Here is an 18,826-nt window from a genome sequence, read left to right on the forward strand (position 1 = left end):
TTACGCCCCCACCAGCGGTGCCGGATTATGGATGTACTTCTGGTGGATCGCCTGCGCGGCGCGCACCGCCAGCGCACCAATGGTAATGGTGGGGTTATAACCGCCGTTGTTCGGGAAGGCGGATGCGCCGACCACAAACAGGTTGTGCGCATCCCAACTTTGCAGATACGGATTGAGTGCAGAAGTGCTGGGATCGGCGCCCATCACCGCGCCACCAATAGTGTGCGAGCTGTGCTGCTGGTACGGATTCCAGCTCTTCTCCGCCTGGTTATCCACCACGATGTGCTGGCCGCCGGTCTCTTTCATGATGTTGATGGCGCGATCGGTGACGTACTTCGCCATGCGCACATCGTTCTGGTTCCAGTCGAACGTGGTGCGGATCAGCGGCTGGCCGTGACGATCTTTGTAGTTGGGATCGAGATCGAGATAGGCTTCGCGCATTGGCATTGAGGTACCCTGGCAGAAGATGGTGCCAGCGGTTTGGTAATCACGCTTGTAACCCGCTTTCCACTCGCTGCCCCAGCGTTTGGTGCCCGGACGCAGGCCGTTCATGTTCTGAATCGGACGGCCGTTGGTGGAGAAGCCCATGATGCCCGCGCCGCCGATAAAATCGAGATCGCTGTGGTCGAAGTTATCGCCATTGAAGTCATCAATCTGCACCGCCAATGCGCCGCCGCCGATGAACGGATTCATGTATTCGTTATCAAAGAAGCCGGTGACGCTGGAGCAGGTTTGATAGTTGTAGTTACGGCCAATGGTGCCGCGCCCGGTCAGCGGATTGTATTGCTCGCCCACGCCGGAGAGCAGCATCAGGCGCACGTTATCCATCTGATAAGCGGTGATGCAGACGATATCCGCCGGTTGGAAGCCTTCCACGCCATCCTGAGTAATGAATTTCACACCTTTCACCGTTTTACCGTCGTCATGTTTCACGGCATGCAGCACTTCGGTTTCGGTCAGCAGCGTGAAGTTTGGACGGCGCATCAGCACCGGCAGAATGCAGGCTTGCGGCGATGATTTGGAGAAGTTGCCGCAGCCGTGGAAGTCGCAGAAGCCGCAATACGTACACGGACCCATGCTGACGCCGAGCGGATTCACATAGGCTTGCGACAGGTTACCGGCAGGCACCGTGAACGGGTGATAACCCATGCTTTCGGTGGTTTTGCGGTACTTGCTCATCCAGTGCGTATCTTTCAGCGGCGGGGTAGGATAGTCGCGCGAACGCGGGCCTTCGAAGATATTGCCGCCTTTTTGCGGCTGGCCGTTGAGATTGCCCGCGATACCGGAGGTACCCGCAATACGCTCGAAGCGATCGTAGAACGGTGCCATTTCGTCGTAGGTCACGCCCCAATCCTGCAGTTGCAAACCCTGCATCTTCTTGGCGCCGTAGCGTTCACGGGTTTGCTTCGCCACTTCAAAATCCCACGGCGTAAAGCGCCATGACATGCCCGCCCAGTGTGTGCCGGCACCGCCGACGTTCCAGCCAAACTGAAACGCGGACCAGTTACGCACCGGCGCTGCCAGCTGATCGCTGCGGTTGCGGAAGGTGGTGGTTTCCACGCTCATTGGTTGCAGGATTTTGCGGCGCGTGTGGAAACGCAGTTCATCGGCATCAATGGCGACCGGGAAATCGGTCGAGGTATCGCGCCAGGCACCGCGTTCGATGGCGACCACGTTAAGTCCCGCGCGGGTTAGCTCTTCCGCCATCACCGAACCGGCCCAACCTAAGCCGACGATGACCACGTCAGCTTTATTTCTAACTAATGACATTGACTCAGCTCCGGCTATTTAATCGTTAGGAATCAGACTGACGGGAATAAGCGCCAGATTTTCGTTGCGGCGTTCGATATAAGGGCGATAGTCATAGCGTGCGCCAGGAAAACCGATCATTTTCCAGCCCACCATATTTTTATTTCCGCCATAAATCGGATCCGCTAAATAGCTTTCGCGCGCGTTTTGTAGCATTAATTCAAACAGCGCCTGGCTATTCACGTCTTTTCCTAAATCGATCTTGCCGTCTTCCATTGCCGTCAGGAATATATCGATCTGTTCAGCTGATAAGGTATGCAATGATGCCTGATGCTGTTGCTGCGCCCACTTTTCCAGCGCGGCTAAGCCGGTTAAATAGCGCGCTTTCGGCGGGGTGAGAAATTGCGGGCTGCCCATCAACGCCGCTTCATTTTCCGGATGCAGCGGCGCCTGCAAATAGAGCGCCGCGCCGGAGCCATAATCTCCGGCTAACTGGTTATCGAGGAACTCGATTGCGCCTGCTTCACTGGCGGACGGGCCAAGGTCATCGGCGGGGATCAGACGATCAAAAATGGCCGCCAGGTTTTGGCGATCCAGCGGATTAGTGAGCACCTGATAACCGTCTTGCCATGCGGGTTGCGGCAGGTGATCGGGGCTGAGTTTGGTTTCCAGCGGGACATTGTGCAGCTCTTTCGCCCGCAGTTGCGGCGCGACGGCGAGGGATGCCACAATTCCACTGAGCGAAAAGAGCGCTTCTCTTCGGTTCATACTTCTTATCCCTTAATCTTCAAGACATGAATATTGACAGAGCACGACGTTCAGATATTTCAGACGCAATGACATCGCGCTAAATAGCGCGCAGGCGCTAGCGACGAATCTGCGTTCGTTATTATTTTTTCAGAGGTGGGTTAATATACGGTCGCCATTTATGGTGACCGTATTCGCGGGAAACCCGTTATCGGGCGCCCTTTATGTTAATGAATATATTTATTCATATCTTCATAGCAGTGACGGGAAATATCCCACAGGTCGTCTTCCCAATTCTGCGGGCTTAACAGTTCCGGCGACCAAACACCGTCGTAGCCGGTGGCTTTCACCGCAGATACCCAGGCGGCAATATCGACATCGCCTTCGCCCGGCGCATAGTCGCGTTGTACCCACTCATCCCAGGCTTCGCCCGGTTTCGCCGCGCGACCATCGCAGAAATGCACGCCGTAAATCAGATCTTTATCTATGCGCGCCACTTCGGCAGGCGTGGTGCCGCCACCGGCATGCAGGTGCCAGAAATCCACTACCACACCAAGGTTGTCTTTGCCGCTCTGTTTAATCAGATCAAGCGCATGTTGCAGCGAATTGAATGCGGTGAAGGCAACGACTTCAATCTGGAATTTGATACCGTGCGGTGCGCCGATATCGGCGATGGCGGAGATATTCTCCAGCAGGATGGCATCACGCTCGTTAGCGGAAAGGTGATCGAGTTCGGTCAGCGCCATGATTTGCACTACCGGGCAACGCAGTTCCACCGCAGCCTGGCAGATTTTTTCCGCTTCGCGCAGCAGCTCAGCGCGTGCTTGCGGTTCATGGCGACCCATGCGTTTTAGCGCATTAATGCAGGTAATATCGACGCTGTATTTCGCCATCAGATCGCGGTAGGCAGCATAGCTGCCACCGTTTTCCAGATAGCGATACAGATGTTCTGGCAGGATTTCCAGCCCGCTAAAGCCTGTCTCATGGGCGATGCGTAACTGAGTGACGGCATTGCTGTACCAAACAGACACGCCATGCAACGACAACTTCATCTCTCCTCCTTGTTACCTCACGGCTTCAGGTGAGAGCGTCGAATACGCAATTCTCCCTGAGACCAAACGCCACCCGGAGTGGCACGTTCATCAATCAGCCGGTTCAGGGCTTCAGTGACGATCAAATCAATACGCTGGCTGAAGGTGGTGAGCTGCCAGCCGGGCAAGCTGGCTTCGTCGATGTCATCGAAACCCACCACCGCCATAAATTTGTTGCCTGCACCTTCGCGCAGTGCCGCCAGCGCGCCGAGCGCCAGCACATCGTTTTCGCAAAACAGCGCTTCTACCCGCTGATCGGGCGCGTGCGCGTTGAGATACTCGGTCAACACGTCGTAGCTGCGTTCGCGGGCGTATTCACCGGCGGTGAGCAGCACTTCAAGCGCTAAGCCAGCTTCGTTGAGCGCAAGTTGCAAACCTTCTAAACGCAACGTGTGATGGCTGCTGGTGGCCGGGCCCATCATGTAACCGATGCGGGTATAACCTTGCGCCAGCAGCAGTTCACCCAGCTGTTTACCCGCCTGCAATCCGTCGACATTGACCACTTCAATGCCGGGTTCGTCGTTGTTACGGCACACCTGAACCAGCGGAATGTGGTGCATTTCACGTGCCACGGCGATCAGTTCATCACTCAGAACCGTGCCGAGAAACAGCATGCCATCGACCTGCAGCTGATCGGCCAGCGACAGCACCGCACGGTAGTTTTCACCGCTACTAATATTCAGCAGCAGCGCCATGTAGCCGCGCTGCTGCAGCTGGCGGGTGACGGTGTCGAGCATCAGCATCGAGTGCGGATTTTTTAGCTCGTCGATCACCACACCAATAATCTGTGTCTTCTTCTGCGAAAGGCTGCGCGCCAGCAGGTTAGGACGGTAACCCAGCTCGGTAGCAATGGCGATGACGCGTTCGCGCGCTTTCTCGGAAATGGACGCGCCGGGCGTAAAGGCTCGCGACACCGTCCATTTCGAGACGCCAGCCAGTCTTGCCACATCGCTGGCGGTGGCTTTGTGGGATTTTGCGGTTGGTTTACTCATAGCACCTGCATAGGGGAAATAGCGGAGACCCCCAGCATTGAACGTGAAACCCAACGGAAAATAAACACCTAAGCGCACGCATTTGGTGTAAAGCGCGACAATTAACCCTGTTTTTATGATGTTGCGATTATGTTTGATCTTTGCACCCGATTGCAACATTTTTTGCAATCGGGTGCATTTCATTCACTTTTTGTGATCGCTTTCGCTGATTTGCACTTTGCCAGATTGACTAAAAAGTCGTCTTCGCCGACATTTTGCTCACCACAAAGCAAGAAACATCATTAAAGGCTCACCTAAGTGGCTCATTTTGCACCCGGTAGCAAAAAGTAAAATACCTGAAAAACAATACCCAACATCTTACCTCAACCCATTTTGCACCCGAGTGCAAAATAAACAGGAGTTGTTATGCTCATCGGTGAAAAGAGTATTCCACGCCCACTGCGCTGGGCCATGATCGGCGGCGGTCGTCTCAGCCAGGTTGGTTATAAACACCGTTGTGGTGCGCTGCGTGATAACACGGCGTATCAGATGGTTGCCAGCGCCTTTGATATCGATGCCGAGCGCGGCCGCGATTTCGGCGTCAACTTAGGACTCGATGCGGATCGCTGCTACGCCACTTATCAGCAGCTGCTGGCCGAAGAGGCAAAGCGTGAGGATGGCGTTGAAGTGGTATCTATCGCCACACCAAACGGCACCCATTTCGAGATCACTAAAGCGGCGCTGAATGCCGGTATTCACGTGATTTGTGAAAAGCCACTGTTCTTCACCACCGCCGAAGCGCTGGAAATCAAAGCGCTGGCGGCGGCGAAAGGGCTGATTGTCGGCGTAACTTACGGTTTCTCTGGCCATCCGCTGCTAATGCAGATGCGGGCGATGATCGCCAATGGCGAAATTGGTGATGTGCGCATGGTGGAGCTGCAATACACCCACGGCTTCAGCGCCAATGACAGCGCCGACAAATTCAGCGAAGCGCAAAAATGGCGCGTCGATCCTAAAATTGCCGGTCCGTCGTTTGTACTCGGCGATATCTCTACGCACACCTTCTACATCTCACAGCTGGTGCTGCCAGAGCTGAAAGTGAAATCGCTGCTGTGCGATCGTCAGAGTTTTATTCCGTCGCGTGCGCCGCTGGAAGATAACGCCATGGTGCTGATGCATTACGACAACGGCGCGGTAGGGCGCATGTGGGCCTCATCCATTAACGCCGGTTCGATGGACAGCCAAAGCATTCGTGTGATTGGTTCGCGCGCCAGTCTGGAGTGGAGCGACTACAACCCTGGCGAGCTGAAATATGAAGTGCAGGGCCAGCCGAATCAGATCATGCATCACGGCATGCCGTACCTGCATGAAAGTGCTTTGGCAGATGAACGTCTGGGCGCACTGCATACCGAAGGTCTGGCGGAATCCTGGGCCAACATCTATTTGAAATTTGCCATCGCCATTCACGCCACCCAACAGGGCGACCAAAAAACTCTCGATAACCTGATCTATCCCGATATCAACGCCGGGATTGAAGGTGTGCGCTGGATCGAAAACTGCGTGCGTTCTGCGGACAACGGCGCGAGCTGGGTTAACTACGAATAAGGACTGCCATGAAACTCTCGTTTTGTACCGATAGCCTCGGTCATCTGCCGTTTGAACAGATGCTGGATAAATTGCTGGAATTGGGTGTTTACGGCGTTGAGATGACGACCGGCGGCTGGTCACCGGCACCGCATCTGCGTACCGAAGCGTTGCTGGCGAGTGCCACGCAGCGTCAACAGCTGCTGCAGGCGCTGGAGAGTCGCGGCATGTCGATTGCGGCGCTGAACGTGTCGGGTAATCCGCTCGATCCGGGCGAACTGGGCAACAAGCACAAGCGCGATACGGAAAACGCGCTGGCGCTGGCCGGTGAACTGGGCGTGAAGAAAATTGTGATGATGAGCGGCCTGCCGCCCGCCAGCCCGCACGACACCATTCCAAACTGGATCACTTACACCGTGAGCTGGCCGCCGACACTGAAAAACTGCCTCGATTATCAGTGGAATGAGGTAGCGATTCCTTACTGGCAGGAGCTGGTGCAGCGCGCCAAAAACAGCGGCGTGGAGAAGTTTGCGCTGGAGAACTTCAGTTCGATGCTGGTGTGGAATCCGGAAACCTTGTTCCGCCTGCGCGACGCGGTGGGTGATATGGTTGGTCTGAACCTCGATCCCAGCCATCTGCTGTGGATGGGCGCGGACCCGATTGCCGCTGCGCGCGCGCTTGGCCCGGCGATTCATCACTGCCACGGCAAAGATGTGCGTCTGGAGCGCGGGCTGGTGGACATCAACGGTCTGCTGGAAACCAAGCCGGTGGAAGATGTCGCCAATCGCGCGTGGAACTATGTTGCCGTCGGTTGCGGCCAAGATCTGCAGTGGTGGAAAGAGTTCTTCTCGGTGGTACGCATGATGGGCTACAACGATTGGGTATCGCTGGAGATGGAAGATCTCACCATGTCGGTGGAAGCGGGCGTGACCTCCTCGATTGCGGCGCTTAAGCAAACCATTAGCCAGTAATGTCAAACCCACGGCGGGCAACCGCTCGCCGTGTTCTGTACATCGAGCCTTGCCTGCCTGATAATTCGAAATTCTACCCACTATTAAGAGGCAGCCATGCTGGAAAACCACCCACAGCGCGATGAAATCAGGCTGGAGAATGTGCTGGCGGCGTTGGGCAATCCGATGCGTATGACGGTGATCAGCATTCTGGCGGACGGCGGTGAACACACTTGCGGATCGCTGCTGAAAGGCGTTTCCAAATCCACCTTAACCCATCACTGGCGCGTGCTGCGCGAGGGCGGCATTATCTGGCAGAAACCCTCTGGCCGTGAAAATCTGCTGTCGCTGCGCCGCGACGATCTCGATGCCCGTTTTCCGGGTTTGCTCGATTCGGTGTTAAGCGCCACCCAGCAAGATCCTCTGACCCGCACCACGCTGGATGACTTCCAGGTTAAATAACCCGCGCACGCCCAGCCAGCGTAGCCACAACCATCTGTAGTGCCGCAATCATTAACAGCAGCATCAGCGGCCACTGCCAGTTGCCGCTGACATCATGCAGCAGGCCAAAACAGAGCGGGCCCAGCGCCGCTAATCCGTAACCAACGCACTGCGCCATGCCCGACAATTTCGACGCCTGCAAATGATCATGGGTGCGCAGATTAAACAGCGACAGGCAAATCACCATCGATGCACCGGCGCCCAGTCCCGCCAGAATCAGCCACAACAGCGCGTAATTTGGCGCGATTAGCAGACCCGAAACCGCGATAAAAATCGACAGCGAGGCGAGAAAACCAATCGCTCGCTGATCGCGCATTTTCTTCAGCGCACTCATGCAAGCCAGATTCGAAACGATGGCCACAATCTGATAGACAAACAGCATGCCACCCGCTTCCAGTTGGCTAATGCCGCTGTCTTGCGCAAAAGGCGTAAACCAGCCAATCAAGGTGTAAAACACCAGCGACTGGCAGGCCATAAACAGTGAAACCTGCCAGCCTAAGGCCGCGCGCCACGGTGAGCGCGTTGAAGTGCTGTTGGCGCTGTTTTTTGCCTGAGACGCAGGCTTCTTCAGATACGGCAGCCAGGCTAACAGCGCGACGATCGCCGGAACCAGCCACACTGCTAATGAGAGTCGCCAGCCCGCGCTACTTAGCTCTGCCAGCGGCACCACCACGCCCGACGCAATGCTGGCGGTGATTGCCATGGTCATCGCGTACAAGCCAACATATCGGGCGGTGTGTTCGGTGAAATCACGTTTAATCAGCGGCGGCAGGAGCACGTTGGCCGCCGCAATCCCCGAGCTCAGGATGATGGTTCCCGCCCACAACGCAGATTCACTGCCGCTGATACGCAGCATCGATCCCAGCGTGATGAGCAGTAATGCGCCCCACAAACTGCGCTCAAGACCAAAACGGTTGCCGAACCAGGCTGCAGGTGGCGCTAAGGTAGCGAACATCAACAGCGGCAAGAAGTTAATCACGCCCGCGGCACTGGCGCTCAGGCCAAACGTCAGCCGGATGTTTTCCAGCACCGGGCCGACCGCGGTAATAGGCGTGCGCAAGTTGGCCGCCGTCAGCAGCAGTAAGAACAGGAAAAAACCAGAACGACGCAGAACAGGATTCGCAGATAACGCGGTATGGGTCATATTTTCGCACCATAGCAATGAGGCAGACCGAGTCTGCTTATGGTGCGTTGGTTGACGTTAACGCTTACGCAGCGGCGATTGACCGCTGAAAGGAGGGCAATACTAACGAGTGAGTGGGGAGATGTAAAGTCGACGGATTATCGAGTGCGGTCATATTAAATTTGTCGCTTGCGCCATCGCTCATCCGCGTCCACCTTTAGTATTTCCCTTTTCCACAAATGGACGAACAATGCTCTGGTTATGGAACGTGCTTATCTTGTTGGCAACCGTGGTGGTGATGGAAATCGTCGCGGCGCTGTCGCATAAATACATCATGCACGGCTGGGGTTGGGGCTGGCATTTGTCGCACCATGAACCGCACAGCGGTAAGTTTGAGCTCAACGATCTGTATGCGGTGGTGTTTGCGGTACTGGCGATTGTGCTGATTTATGTCGGTGTGCAAGGCATGTGGCCGCTGCAGTGGATTGGTGCCGGAATGACGACGTACGGTGCGCTCTACTTCATGGTGCACGATGGTCTGGTGCATCAACGCTGGCCGTTCCGCTATATCCCGCGCAAAGGCTATCTCAAGCGCTTATACATGGCGCACCGCATGCATCATGCGGTGCGCGGACGTGAAGGCTGCGTATCATTTGGTTTTCTCTATGCGCCACCGCTGAATAAGCTGCAAGCCACGTTGCGCCAGCGCCACGGGCGAAAAATCAACGAGGACGCTGCCACAGACCAGCCGGACGCGGTTCAGGATGAGCCACACGCGAAGTAATCGCCAAACCAGCCCCTTTCACCAGCAGCGCCAGTTTTTCACCTTTACTGGTGCGCTGACGTGAATCCCAGGCGTGCACACCGGCGTGCTGAACTTTGACGCCAATTTCGCGATAAACGCCGCGTGCCGTAGCGATGGCCCACGCCGAGCGCAGCGGTAAACCCGGTAAACCGGATCGCGCCGAGTGATAATAGGGTTCCGCTTCCGTCACTAAACGCGCTGCCAGTGTGGCGAGCGCCGCGCGATGTTGCGGCGCCGTCAGCGTATCGGCGCGTAATCCCGCCTGATCGAGCCAGGTTTGCGGCAGATAACAGCGGCCATTTTCAGCATCTTCAACGATATCGCGCGCAATGTTGGTGAGCTGGAACGCCAGGCCTAAATCGCAGGCGTGATCGAGCACCGTTTCGTCGCGTACGCCCATCACGCGTGCCATCATCAAACCGACCACGCCCGCGACGTGATAGCAGTAACGCAGTGTGTCGTCGAAGCTGGCATAGTGTTCGTCACGTGCATCCATGGCGAAGCCTTCCAGATGATCAAACGCCAGTTGCTGAGGCAGTTGGTGAATGATCGCCACTTCCTGAAACGCCCTAAAGGCCGGTTCATCCATGTGCGCACCGCTGTAGGCGCGACGGGTTTCAATTTGCAGATGTTGCATGCGTGCCTGCGCATCTTCGACGGCATGCTGCGTGCCGCCTTCGCCCAGCGTTTGCCCATCAATCACATCGTCGCAGTGACGACACCAGGCATACAGCATCAACGTGCTGCGGCGCGTCGGCGCATCAAACAGCTTGGCGGCGGTGGCGAAACTCTTCGAGCCGACCGCCATGGTTTGCGTCACTTGCTCAAGTAAGGGCTGTCGATTCATTCGGCGCGATCCTCCAGCATCAGCCTGGCGGTGGCCTTAGCCGAACCAATCACGCCGGGCACGCCCGCGCCCGGATGCGTACCGGCACCCACCAGATAGAGATTGCTGATATCGGCATCACGGTTATGCGGGCGGAACCAGGCGCTTTGCGTCAAAATCGGCTCCAGCGAAAACGCCGAGCCGTGATGGGCATGCAGCGTGTCGCGAAAATCAAACGGCGTAAACATTCTGTGTGTCACTAATTGCTGACGTAATCCCGGCATGTAGTGCTGCTCCAGATAAGCAAAAATTCGATCGCGCAAGCGCGGTCCTTCCTGTTGCCAGTCGATGTCAGCGGTGCCGAGATGCGGCACCGGCGCTAACACATAAAAGCTGCCGCAGCCGGGCGGTGCCAGCGACGGATCGCTGCTGCAGGGCGCGTGCAGGTAGAGTGAAAAGTCCTCAGCTAGCTGGCTGCTGTTAAAAATCTCATCGATCAATTCGCGATAACGCGGGCCAAAACAGACGGTGTGATGCGCGAGCTGTTCATGTGGCTGATTAAGGCCAAAATAGAGCACAAACAGCGAGTTGCTCATGCGCTTACGCTTCAGCGATGTCGCACGTTTGATTGCCAGCGGATGGTGGCGCAGCAGTTTGTCGTAGGTATGCACCACGTCGGCATTGGAGGCCACAGCCGCAGCTTCGAAGCGTCGTCCGTCCTTTAACTGAACGCCGCTAATGCGGTTGCCGCTGGTATCCAGCTGACTCACTTCGGCATTCAGTAACAGCTCGCCGCCAAGATCCTCAAACAGCCGCGCCATGCCTTTCACCAGCGCGCCGGTGCCGCCACGCGGAAACCATACGCCCCATTCACGCTCCAGCGCATGAATTAAGGTATAAATCGATGACGTTGCAAAAGGATTACCGCCCACCAGCAATGAGTGAAAGGAGAACGCCTGACGCAGATGATCGTCCTGAATAAATTTCGCCACCATGCTGTAGACGCTGCGCCAGGCTTGCAAACGTCCCAGCTGCGGCGCGACGCGCAGCATGTCACGCACTTGCAGAAACGGCACCGTACCGAGTTTCAGATAACCTTCTTTAAATACTTCACGGGAATAGGCGAGAAACTGACGATAGCCTGCAACATCCTGCGGATTGAACGTGGCGATCTGCTGCTCCAGCAGCGGCTGATTGTTGTCGTAATCGAGCTGTTTGCCATCTTCCCAGCACAGGCGATAGAAGGGCGTTACCGGCATCAGCTCGACGTAATCGCTGAGCGATTTTCCCGCCAAGGTAAACAACTCTTCGATGGCGCTGGGATCGGTGATCACCGTAGGTCCGGCATCAAAGGTAAAGCCTCTATCTTCAAACACATAGGCGCGTCCGCCCGGTTTGTCGCGCTGCTCGAGTAAGGTGGTTGGTATGCCCGCTGCTTGCAGGCGAATCGCCAGCGCCAGGCCGCCAAAGCCTGCGCCAATCACATAAGTGCGTTTCATTTTTTCTTCCCTGGTTCGACAGAATTCAACAGCGCACGCAGCGCTTCACCGATGGGCACCGGCGGTTTGCCGCACAGAATTCGCGCTTTATCGCGCAGGCGCAGTTGCCCGGCGTAAAAGCGACTAATTAACCCGGCATCGAGCCGGTAAAAACGTTGCATCACGCGCCAGCGCTGCTGCGGCTTGCCGGCCAAAAACAGCATGCGATTCAGCAGGCGGAAAAATCGCTGCTCGCGCCACTGCTGACGGGCAAAGCGTTCGATATGTTGACTGAGCGTGCTGGCATCGGTGGGCAACAGCGTGGCCACCCGTTCTGCCAGCGCCACGGCGGACGGCAAGGAGTAACCGGTGGTGGCATGAAACAGCCCGGCGCGCAGGCCGCTGCACGCTTGGCCGCGCTGCTGTTGCCAGAATTGTTCAATATCGCCGCTCAGGGTAATCGGCAAAATGCCATGCTCTTCACGCCGCAGCGTGTCAAGCCGCCAGCCTTGCTGTTTGGCATAGTCGGCGATGTGATGACGAGCGGTGTTCTCCGCCAGCGTGGGCTGATTAACGTAATGGGTATCTTCAATCAGTAACCGATCGGCGCTGAGCGGCAGCGTGTAAACAAACCGATAGCCCGCTTGCTGATCGACGGTGGCATCCATCAGGATTGGCTGTTGCAGGCCGTGCGGCTGCGCCAGCTGCCACTCTTGTCCGAGAAACACCTGATAACCCAGTTGCAGATGCGGCGTGGGTTGTAAGCCGCGACCATCAATCACCACTTGCGCAGCAAGCTCACGACCATCCGCCAGCGTCACCTGCGTGGGTTTTACCTGTTGTACGGCTGTGTTTGTCCACAGATCGTCACCCATCGCCGCGTAGAGATGCCGGGCAAAATCGTCTGATGCGATGGAACAGTAATCACCATCCAGATTACGGCGCAGCGCGGGAAAACGTACCTGATAACCGGACCAACGTGCCGTCATCAGCGGGTGCAGCCAACGCAGCTGTTCAGCGCTGAGGTCGCTCTGATGAAATGACCAGGTATGATTGCCTGCCGGATGTGCGTCGCTCTCCAGCAACAGGCATTTGAGCTGCGGCTGCAGTTGGCGCAGACGCAGCGCAATCAAACCGTTTGCCAGTCCGGCACCGACCAGAATCACATCGTAGTGCGCACGCATCAGGTGGCCTCCGCCAGCACAACTTGCTGCTGGCACAGCGCTTGTTCGACGATGTCGGCCGCACGCTGGCAACCGCCTGCGCGCTGTAGCTGTGCCTGTATCGCTGACATCCGTAACGCGTAGCGATCGTCGGTAAGTAATTGTTGCAGATGCTGCTCCAGTTGATGAACGCGGTTAAAGCGCGATGCGCGCCGTCCAACGCCATGCCACTCAATGCGCGCTGCCACGCCGGGTTGATCAAAGGCAATGGGCAGCGCCAGCATCGGCGTACCGCATTCCAGCGCTTCCAGCGCGCTGTTTAATCCGGCATGAGTAATAAAAAGCTGCGCGTGTTGCAGGGCGGCACGTTGATCGACAAAATCCGTCACCCACGCTGCACCAGCCAGCTGCAACTTGTGCACCTGATCGGCGTTCAATCCCCCACAATGAGCGATCACCAGCGAAAGTTGCTGGCGGCGGCACGCCTGTGCCAGATGCAAAAACAGGCGGAAGCGATGGCCTTGCAGCGTACCCAGCGAGGCGTAAACCACCGGCTGGCGCAGCGCCGGCCAGGGCGCATTGAGCGGCGCTGCCGCAACCGGCGGGCGCAGTTGTCCGACGGCGTGATAGCAGGCGGGCAGTTGCTGACGCGGAAAATCAAAGGCGGGCACCATCTGGCTGATTTGTGCCAGCGGTGAAAGGCACTGATGCAATCCGCGTCGCTCCGTCAAATTGAACGCCCGCGCGTGTTTGAGGATGACGTCGCCGTGGCGACGCATGATGCGATCATAGATATCGCTGCTGGCCTGAAAACGTTTCAGCCCTTTTTCATCCTGAGCATAACGGAAGGGCATCACCGCCAGCGGAATGCCGGCTTCACGGTTGACCGGTAGGGCGCAGGCCACCGAAACAAACGGCAGATGCAGCGCTTCAGCGACTAATCCGCCTGCTGCTTCCATTTCATCAGCGATCACACCATCAATGTTCAACGATTTCAGTACCGCTGGTAGTTCTCGGCACAGCATATCGGTGCAGGAGGCGAGATCGTTGATTACGCGAAACAGCGACAGGCCGCCCGGCGAAGCCAGCCGATGCAGCACGGGCGCCAGCGAACCGGCCGGATGCGTTTGCTGGCCTACTGCAACGAAATTAATGCGTTCGTCGCTGAGCAAAGTGCGGGCGTCGGCTTGCTGGATGAAGGTGATGCGATGGCCACGCGCCAGCAGCGTTTGTGCTAACGCCTGCAACGCGTGAAAGTGGCTATAAAGCGGCGGCGCGATCACCGCAAAGTGGCCCAACGGCTTAGCCGCGCTCAGTTGAACATCGCTAGCTGTTGATTAAACAGCGCGTGCATGTATTGGCGAGTGGCGATGCCGCGATGGCAGGCGCAGGCAAGGTGTGCATCGGCGCTGCGCAGGTGATCGCGCAGGCGACGTTCCGCGCCGTCAGCACCGAGCATTTGTACCAGCGTGGATTTGCCCTGATCCTGATGCACATCTTTACCGGTGTGTTTGCAGCCGTCGGCGAGGTCGTCGAGCAGCTGAAACGCCTGGCCCAGATCCTGGGCGAAGAAGCTAAGACGTTGCCGCACCTGTGGCGAAGCGTCAGCGGCAATCGCCGCCATTTGCAGCGTGGCGCGAAACAGCACGCTGGTTTTCAGTTCGTTAGTTAGGGCGATCGCTTCCGGGCTGCGGCTCTGGGTGCCGTCATGCAGATCCTGAAACTGCCCTTGCACTAATCCCTGCAGTCCCACGGCGGCGGAGAGTTCGGCAATCGCTTCAGATTTTTGCACCGCAGGCAAATCGGGTGCGATGGCAATCACTTCAAATGCTCGGCTCAGCAGCGCGACGGCGGCGAGAATCGCCACGTTTTCACCAAACTCACGATGCACGGTAGGGCGACCACGGCGCATCTGCGCGTTATCCATCGAGGGAATGTCATCGAGAATCAGCGATGCCGCATGCACCATTTCCACTGCACAGGCGAGATCGAGAACGCCATTTTGCGTCAGCTCGCAACCCATATCGCGCGCTGCCAGCAGCAGTAATAAAGGACGGATGCGCTTACCCTCCGCTAGCGTTCCGGCACGCATTGCGGCACGCACGCGATCGCTTTGCTGTCCCGCAGGCAGTAAATGTTCAAGATGCGCCTGTAAAATGTGCTGCAGCTGAAGGAGTTCGCTTGTCTGATGTGCTGTGGTGTCGACATGGGTGGTCATAATGGCTATCCATGGTTGGTGAATTTCTTATGCTTTTTGATTAACCGTAGACTGCCTAAGGTGAGTTCGCCAGCGGGGGCCGCGTGGTTAAGCCGATTTTCGTTTATTTCGAATATTGATTGTTTCGTTTATTGCGATTATCATTCTGTTACTGCAATTAGCAACCACAAACAATTAATTGGAAAACGCATGAAAAACTCAATTCTGGATAGCTTGAGCCTTCCGGCTCCGAAGGAGATTGAGGCCGCTTTGCGCGGACAGAGGGAGCTCGCAACGTATCTATCCACCAAGCAGGAAACACAAAAAATAACCATTCAGGATGCAGATAACGAAACGCATCAGATTGAACTGCCAACGTCAGCTCTGACACTACTGATGGCTGTTTTAGGTGAGTTGGCGGTGGGAAATGCGGTTCAGGTTGTTCCTGTACACGCAGAATTAACTACGCAGGAAGCGGCGAATATTTTAAACGTTTCACGCCCACATCTGGTGAAACTTTTAGAGCAAGGTCAGCTTCCCTACCATAAAACAGGTCGCCATCGTCGCGTGCTTTTTGCTGATCTTATGCAATTCAAAGAGAAACGTGCGCAAGAGAGCAATGAGGCAATGCAGGAATTGGCAGACCAGGGACAGGATCTCAATTTCTACTGATGAACCATTCACCTTATGCCGTTGTACTGGATGCGTGTGTATTGTATCCATCGATACTGCGCGATGTACTGCTTCGTCTCGGTCTGACGGGGTTATACCAGCCAAAATGGACAGCTACCATTCAGGATGAATGGCAGCGTAATTTACGCAGCAACAGGCCAGAGATCACTGACGACCAGTTGCTGCGAACTCAGACATTGATGAATAAAGCGCTTCCTGACGCAATGGTGTCAGGATTTGAATCGCTTATTGCAGGCATAACCTTGCCAGATCCTGATGACCGCCATGTTGTTGCCGCTGCTATACGCTGCAAGGCTGAAGTCATTGTCACCATGAACCTAAAGGATTTCCCAGGAAGCCTGATGGCTGAATTTGAAATTGAAGCCCTTCACCCTGATGAATTCATCATGGATTTTTTCGACTTAAATCAGGCGTTGGTTTTGAAAGCAGTGAATGCGCAACGCGCCAGTTTCAGACGCCCATCAATGGGCGTCACGGCTTATCTGGATTCGCTATTACGGCAAGGTTTACCGATGACAGTAAACGCATTAGACAAGTTTCGTTTTCTCATTTAGCAACGATTGAATCGCTATGCTGCTGCATGGCATTTATTTCAGCGTGATCTTATTAGCGAAATAAGTAACAGCAACGCCGTAACATAAATAACTCCGTTAGGCTGGTGGAAATAAATACCGCTAATGGACAATACAATGACGAATTCCAAACCTGCCGTACTGATTATTCAGCCGCTGATGCCGCAGTTAGACAGTAAACTCACGCAACATTTCCACTGCCATCGCTTATATGAGCAACAAGACGCAGCGCTATTTATTCAGCAGCATTATAAAGCGATAAAAGCCATTGTTACGCGTGGCGATGTCGGGGTTGAAACTGCACTGCTGGAACAATTACCCGAGTGTAAAGCGATTGCCGTATTCGGCGTCGGCACCGATCGTATCGACCTTCAATACGCTGCCGCACACGATATTCAGGTCAGCATCACCCGCGATATTCTGACCGACGATGTCGCTGATTTAGCCCTAACGTTAACACTGGCGTTCTCGCGTAATTTGGTGGCTTACCATCAGTTTGCAAAATCCGGTGCATGGGAAAATAACGGCGTTGAGCTCTCCATTCGTGCCAGCGGAAAAAGAATCGGTATCGCCGGGTTGGGCGCGATTGGCTTAGCGATTGCGCGCCGTGCTGAAGCGTTTGGCATGGAGGTGGCGTATACCGCGCGTTCGGCTAAAGATGTCAGCTATAAGCGCTACGACACTATCGAGCAACTGGCTGCTTTCAGTGATTTTCTGGTGCTGGCCCTGCCGGGCAGCAAAGAGAATTTCCAGCTGGTCAACGCTAAGGTGCTGGCGGCGCTCGGCAAAGACGGTGTAGTGATCAACATCGCGCGTGGCACGGTAATCCATGAACCCGACCTGATCGCGGCATTGCAACAGGGAACCATTAAAGGTGCCGCGCTGGATGTTTATCCGGATGAACCGAAAATTCATCCCGCGCTACGTGAACTGGATAATGTGCTGTTAACGCCGCACATTGCCAGTGCAACTCATGAAACGCGCGCGCAAATGACCAATAATGTGTTGGAGAATTTGCTTGCCTATTTCGCCGATGGGAAGATTCTGACATCGGTATAATTTAAGTGTCCGGATTAAGATGAAATTCTTATATCCAGATAAATTATCCCTGTTTAGTCATAGCAATTTTCACTCAGCCAGGCTGTTATAATAGCGGCACTTAATTCAGGAGCCCATTATGACAGCACAGAAAATTGCCATTATTGGCGGCGGCGTTATCGGATTAGCGGTGGCGCGCGCCTTAGCGTTGCAGGGCGTTGAAGTCACCGTTTTCGAACAACAACATATTGGTGCGGGCACCAGCAGCACCACGTTTGCCTGGGTGAACTCCAACGGTAAACAGCCGCAAAGTTATCACCTGCTTAATGTGCTCTCGATGGAAGAGCATCTCAAACTGCAGCACGCGCAGCCGAACGGGTTGCGCTGGCTGGAAACCGGCGGAACCTGGGAATGGGCCGCCGAGGGTGATGCGCAGCAACGTTTGCTGCAGCGTGCGACGTCGCTGCAATCGGCAGGTTATGCGGCGCGTGAAGCGTCGCCCGCAGATGTGCTGCGCGATATCCCGGAGCTGCGGGCGCAGGCCATTAGCGGCAGCGTATGGCACTTCCCGACAGAATCGGTACTGCATCCTGCGCTCTATCTGGCACGCTTGTGGTCCGAAGCGAAAGCGCACGGCGCGCTGCTGTATCAGCATCAACGCATCAACAGCATCAGCGAAAGTGCCGATCGCGTTACGCTGGATCTGGAAAACGGCGAGCAGTGGCAGGGCGATCGTATCGTGTTAGCCACCGGACGCTGGGCCAATCAGTTGCTCAATTCACTCGAACTCAATCTGGCGTTGCTGGATACCAGCAAACCGAATGCGGTGGCCTGCAGTTTTCTGGTGCACACCGCGCCGCAGCCGCTGTCGCTCAGTGCCAATCTCATCTCTCCGCAACTCAACGTGCGCCCGGACGGCGGCGGACGTTTGCTGCTACAAGCGTTAGAGCTGGATCATCTGGCCGATTCATCTGCGCCCCCATCGATCACCAGCGATATCGCCGCGCAGTTCCGCGCGCGTTATCATGCGCTGTTTGCGGATGCGGGCGAGTTGCACATTGAACAAATCGTCGTAGGCCAACGTGCCCGACCTGCCGATGGTTTACCGGCAATCGGTTATGTCACTGCGCACCAACGCGTGTATGTGGCGGTGACGCACAGCGGCATTACGCTTTCGCCATTGATAGGCAAGCTGGTGGCTGAAGAGTTGATCGGCGATGTGGCAAGTGAGCTGCTGAGCGATTTCCGCCCGCAACGGTTGATGGGTAAAAGCGTGGAAGAGTTTGCGCCGATAAAACGTAATTTCCCGGCGGCGCAATAACGCAATGAGACACGGTT

Annotated in this window: 18 protein-coding genes; 8 read left to right on the plus strand and 10 right to left on the minus strand. The window is 55.8% G+C overall.

The features are described 5' to 3' along the window. From PanJK_RS18935 to PanJK_RS18950, 4 genes are all read right to left on the minus strand, one after another. Complete coding sequence (locus PanJK_RS18935) at positions 1 to 1,770, minus strand: GMC family oxidoreductase (protein ID WP_265301998.1); 1,770 nt, start codon at positions 1,768 to 1,770, stop codon at positions 1 to 3. Between the two features lie 18 nt (positions 1,771 to 1,788). After that, positions 1,789 to 2,517: a gluconate 2-dehydrogenase subunit 3 family protein gene (locus tag PanJK_RS18940; RefSeq protein WP_265302000.1), complete on the minus strand. Its 729-nt coding sequence runs from the start codon at positions 2,515 to 2,517 to the stop codon at positions 1,789 to 1,791. Positions 2,518 to 2,723: 206 nt separating this feature from the next. After that, positions 2,724 to 3,548, minus strand: a complete 825-nt coding sequence (locus PanJK_RS18945; RefSeq protein WP_265302002.1) for a sugar phosphate isomerase/epimerase family protein — start codon at positions 3,546 to 3,548, stop codon at positions 2,724 to 2,726. Between the two features lie 17 nt (positions 3,549 to 3,565). Further along, positions 3,566 to 4,579, minus strand: a complete 1,014-nt coding sequence (locus PanJK_RS18950) for a LacI family DNA-binding transcriptional regulator (RefSeq protein ID WP_265302004.1) — start codon at positions 4,577 to 4,579, stop codon at positions 3,566 to 3,568. Positions 4,580 to 4,984: 405 nt separating this feature from the next. Here PanJK_RS18950 and PanJK_RS18955 point away from each other — a divergent pair, with 405 nt between their 5' ends. The 3 genes from PanJK_RS18955 to PanJK_RS18965 all read left to right on the plus strand — a co-directional run bounded on the left by PanJK_RS18955 (position 4,985) and on the right by PanJK_RS18965 (position 7,554). After that, positions 4,985 to 6,163 carry a Gfo/Idh/MocA family protein gene (locus tag PanJK_RS18955; protein ID WP_008108027.1) on the plus strand — a complete coding sequence of 393 codons (1,179 nt, stop codon included), beginning with the start codon at positions 4,985 to 4,987 and terminating at the stop codon, positions 6,161 to 6,163. Between the two features lie 8 nt (positions 6,164 to 6,171). Beyond that, positions 6,172 to 7,113 (plus strand): sugar phosphate isomerase/epimerase family protein, encoded by a 942-nt coding sequence (locus PanJK_RS18960; protein ID WP_265302007.1) that lies wholly within the window; start codon positions 6,172 to 6,174, stop codon positions 7,111 to 7,113. 96 nt (positions 7,114 to 7,209) lie between these two features. Continuing rightward, complete coding sequence (locus tag PanJK_RS18965) at positions 7,210 to 7,554, plus strand: ArsR/SmtB family transcription factor (protein WP_265302010.1); 345 nt, start codon at positions 7,210 to 7,212, stop codon at positions 7,552 to 7,554. Here PanJK_RS18965 and PanJK_RS18970 read toward each other — a convergent pair. After that, complete coding sequence (locus tag PanJK_RS18970; protein ID WP_265302012.1) at positions 7,547 to 8,737, minus strand: MFS transporter; 1,191 nt, start codon at positions 8,735 to 8,737, stop codon at positions 7,547 to 7,549. The genes PanJK_RS18965 and PanJK_RS18970 overlap by 8 nt on opposite strands. Before the next feature lie 229 nt (positions 8,738 to 8,966). Between PanJK_RS18970 and PanJK_RS18975 the strand changes: the two genes are divergently transcribed. Further along, on the plus strand, positions 8,967 to 9,500 hold the full coding sequence (locus PanJK_RS18975; RefSeq protein WP_008108032.1) for a sterol desaturase family protein: 534 nt from the start codon (positions 8,967 to 8,969) through the stop codon (positions 9,498 to 9,500). On the opposite strand, the gene crtB is transcribed toward PanJK_RS18975, so the two are convergent. From crtB to PanJK_RS19000, 5 genes are read right to left on the minus strand one after another with little or no spacing between them, the layout of a single operon-like run. Next, positions 9,439 to 10,368, minus strand: a complete 930-nt coding sequence (gene crtB, locus PanJK_RS18980) for a 15-cis-phytoene synthase CrtB (RefSeq protein WP_265302016.1) — start codon at positions 10,366 to 10,368, stop codon at positions 9,439 to 9,441. The two genes, PanJK_RS18975 and crtB, sit on opposite strands and share 62 nt — an antisense overlap. Continuing rightward, on the minus strand, positions 10,365 to 11,846 hold the full coding sequence (locus PanJK_RS18985; protein WP_265302018.1) for a phytoene desaturase: 1,482 nt from the start codon (positions 11,844 to 11,846) through the stop codon (positions 10,365 to 10,367). Before PanJK_RS18985 ends, crtB begins: the two co-directional genes overlap by 4 nt. Then, on the minus strand, positions 11,843 to 13,009 hold the full coding sequence (gene crtY / locus PanJK_RS18990; RefSeq protein ID WP_265302020.1) for a lycopene beta-cyclase CrtY: 1,167 nt from the start codon (positions 13,007 to 13,009) through the stop codon (positions 11,843 to 11,845). The genes PanJK_RS18985 and crtY overlap by 4 nt, the downstream gene beginning before the upstream one ends. Beyond that, positions 13,009 to 14,286, minus strand: coding sequence for a glycosyltransferase (locus tag PanJK_RS18995; protein ID WP_265302022.1), 1,278 nt, complete (start codon positions 14,284 to 14,286; stop codon positions 13,009 to 13,011). The genes crtY and PanJK_RS18995 overlap by 1 nt, the downstream gene beginning before the upstream one ends. A 14-nt stretch (positions 14,287 to 14,300) precedes the next feature. Continuing rightward, complete coding sequence (locus tag PanJK_RS19000) at positions 14,301 to 15,206, minus strand: polyprenyl synthetase family protein (RefSeq protein WP_265302025.1); 906 nt, start codon at positions 15,204 to 15,206, stop codon at positions 14,301 to 14,303. 189 nt (positions 15,207 to 15,395) lie between these two features. Between PanJK_RS19000 and PanJK_RS19005 the strand changes: the two genes are divergently transcribed. The 4 genes from PanJK_RS19005 to PanJK_RS19020 all read left to right on the plus strand — a co-directional run bounded on the left by PanJK_RS19005 (position 15,396) and on the right by PanJK_RS19020 (position 18,809). Next, entirely contained in the window at positions 15,396 to 15,857 is a 462-nt protein-coding gene (locus tag PanJK_RS19005; protein WP_265302200.1) for a helix-turn-helix domain-containing protein, read from the plus strand. Next, a complete protein-coding gene (locus PanJK_RS19010) occupies positions 15,857 to 16,432 on the plus strand; it encodes a PIN domain-containing protein (protein ID WP_265302027.1) in 576 nt (191 codons plus the stop codon). The genes PanJK_RS19005 and PanJK_RS19010 overlap by 1 nt, the downstream gene beginning before the upstream one ends. Before the next feature lie 135 nt (positions 16,433 to 16,567). After that, complete coding sequence (locus PanJK_RS19015) at positions 16,568 to 17,509, plus strand: 2-hydroxyacid dehydrogenase (protein WP_265302029.1); 942 nt, start codon at positions 16,568 to 16,570, stop codon at positions 17,507 to 17,509. A 118-nt stretch (positions 17,510 to 17,627) separates the two neighbouring features. After that, positions 17,628 to 18,809 (plus strand): NAD(P)/FAD-dependent oxidoreductase, encoded by a 1,182-nt coding sequence (locus tag PanJK_RS19020; protein ID WP_265302031.1) that lies wholly within the window; start codon positions 17,628 to 17,630, stop codon positions 18,807 to 18,809. Positions 18,810 to 18,826: the final 17 nt, after the last annotated feature.

The organism is Pantoea sp. JK (assembly GCF_026130245.1).
Lineage (GTDB): Bacteria > Pseudomonadota > Gammaproteobacteria > Enterobacterales > Enterobacteriaceae > Pantoea > Pantoea trifolii.

Excerpts from the sequence above, each read along its gene's own strand:
- PanJK_RS18935 (WP_265301998.1), bottom strand. The coding sequence starts at position 1,770 with ATGTCATTAGTTAGAAATAAAGCTGACGTGGTCATCGTCGGCTTAGGT.
- PanJK_RS18940 (WP_265302000.1), bottom strand. The coding sequence starts at position 2,517 with ATGAACCGAAGAGAAGCGCTCTTTTCGCTCAGTGGAATTGTGGCATCC.
- PanJK_RS18945 (WP_265302002.1), bottom strand. The coding sequence starts at position 3,548 with ATGAAGTTGTCGTTGCATGGCGTGTCTGTTTGGTACAGCAATGCCGTC.
- PanJK_RS18950 (WP_265302004.1), bottom strand. The coding sequence starts at position 4,579 with ATGAGTAAACCAACCGCAAAATCCCACAAAGCCACCGCCAGCGATGTG.
- PanJK_RS18955 (WP_008108027.1), top strand. The coding sequence starts at position 4,985 with ATGCTCATCGGTGAAAAGAGTATTCCACGCCCACTGCGCTGGGCCATG.
- PanJK_RS18960 (WP_265302007.1), top strand. The coding sequence starts at position 6,172 with ATGAAACTCTCGTTTTGTACCGATAGCCTCGGTCATCTGCCGTTTGAA.
- PanJK_RS18965 (WP_265302010.1), top strand. The coding sequence starts at position 7,210 with ATGCTGGAAAACCACCCACAGCGCGATGAAATCAGGCTGGAGAATGTG.
- PanJK_RS18970 (WP_265302012.1), bottom strand. The coding sequence starts at position 8,737 with ATGACCCATACCGCGTTATCTGCGAATCCTGTTCTGCGTCGTTCTGGT.
- PanJK_RS18975 (WP_008108032.1), top strand. The coding sequence starts at position 8,967 with ATGCTCTGGTTATGGAACGTGCTTATCTTGTTGGCAACCGTGGTGGTG.
- crtB (WP_265302016.1), bottom strand. The coding sequence starts at position 10,368 with ATGAATCGACAGCCCTTACTTGAGCAAGTGACGCAAACCATGGCGGTC.
- PanJK_RS18985 (WP_265302018.1), bottom strand. The coding sequence starts at position 11,846 with ATGAAACGCACTTATGTGATTGGCGCAGGCTTTGGCGGCCTGGCGCTG.
- crtY (WP_265302020.1), bottom strand. The coding sequence starts at position 13,009 with ATGCGTGCGCACTACGATGTGATTCTGGTCGGTGCCGGACTGGCAAAC.
- PanJK_RS19000 (WP_265302025.1), bottom strand. The coding sequence starts at position 15,206 with ATGACCACCCATGTCGACACCACAGCACATCAGACAAGCGAACTCCTT.
- PanJK_RS19005 (WP_265302200.1), top strand. The coding sequence starts at position 15,396 with ATGAAAAACTCAATTCTGGATAGCTTGAGCCTTCCGGCTCCGAAGGAG.
- PanJK_RS19010 (WP_265302027.1), top strand. The coding sequence starts at position 15,857 with ATGAACCATTCACCTTATGCCGTTGTACTGGATGCGTGTGTATTGTAT.
- PanJK_RS19015 (WP_265302029.1), top strand. The coding sequence starts at position 16,568 with ATGACGAATTCCAAACCTGCCGTACTGATTATTCAGCCGCTGATGCCG.
- PanJK_RS19020 (WP_265302031.1), top strand. The coding sequence starts at position 17,628 with ATGACAGCACAGAAAATTGCCATTATTGGCGGCGGCGTTATCGGATTA.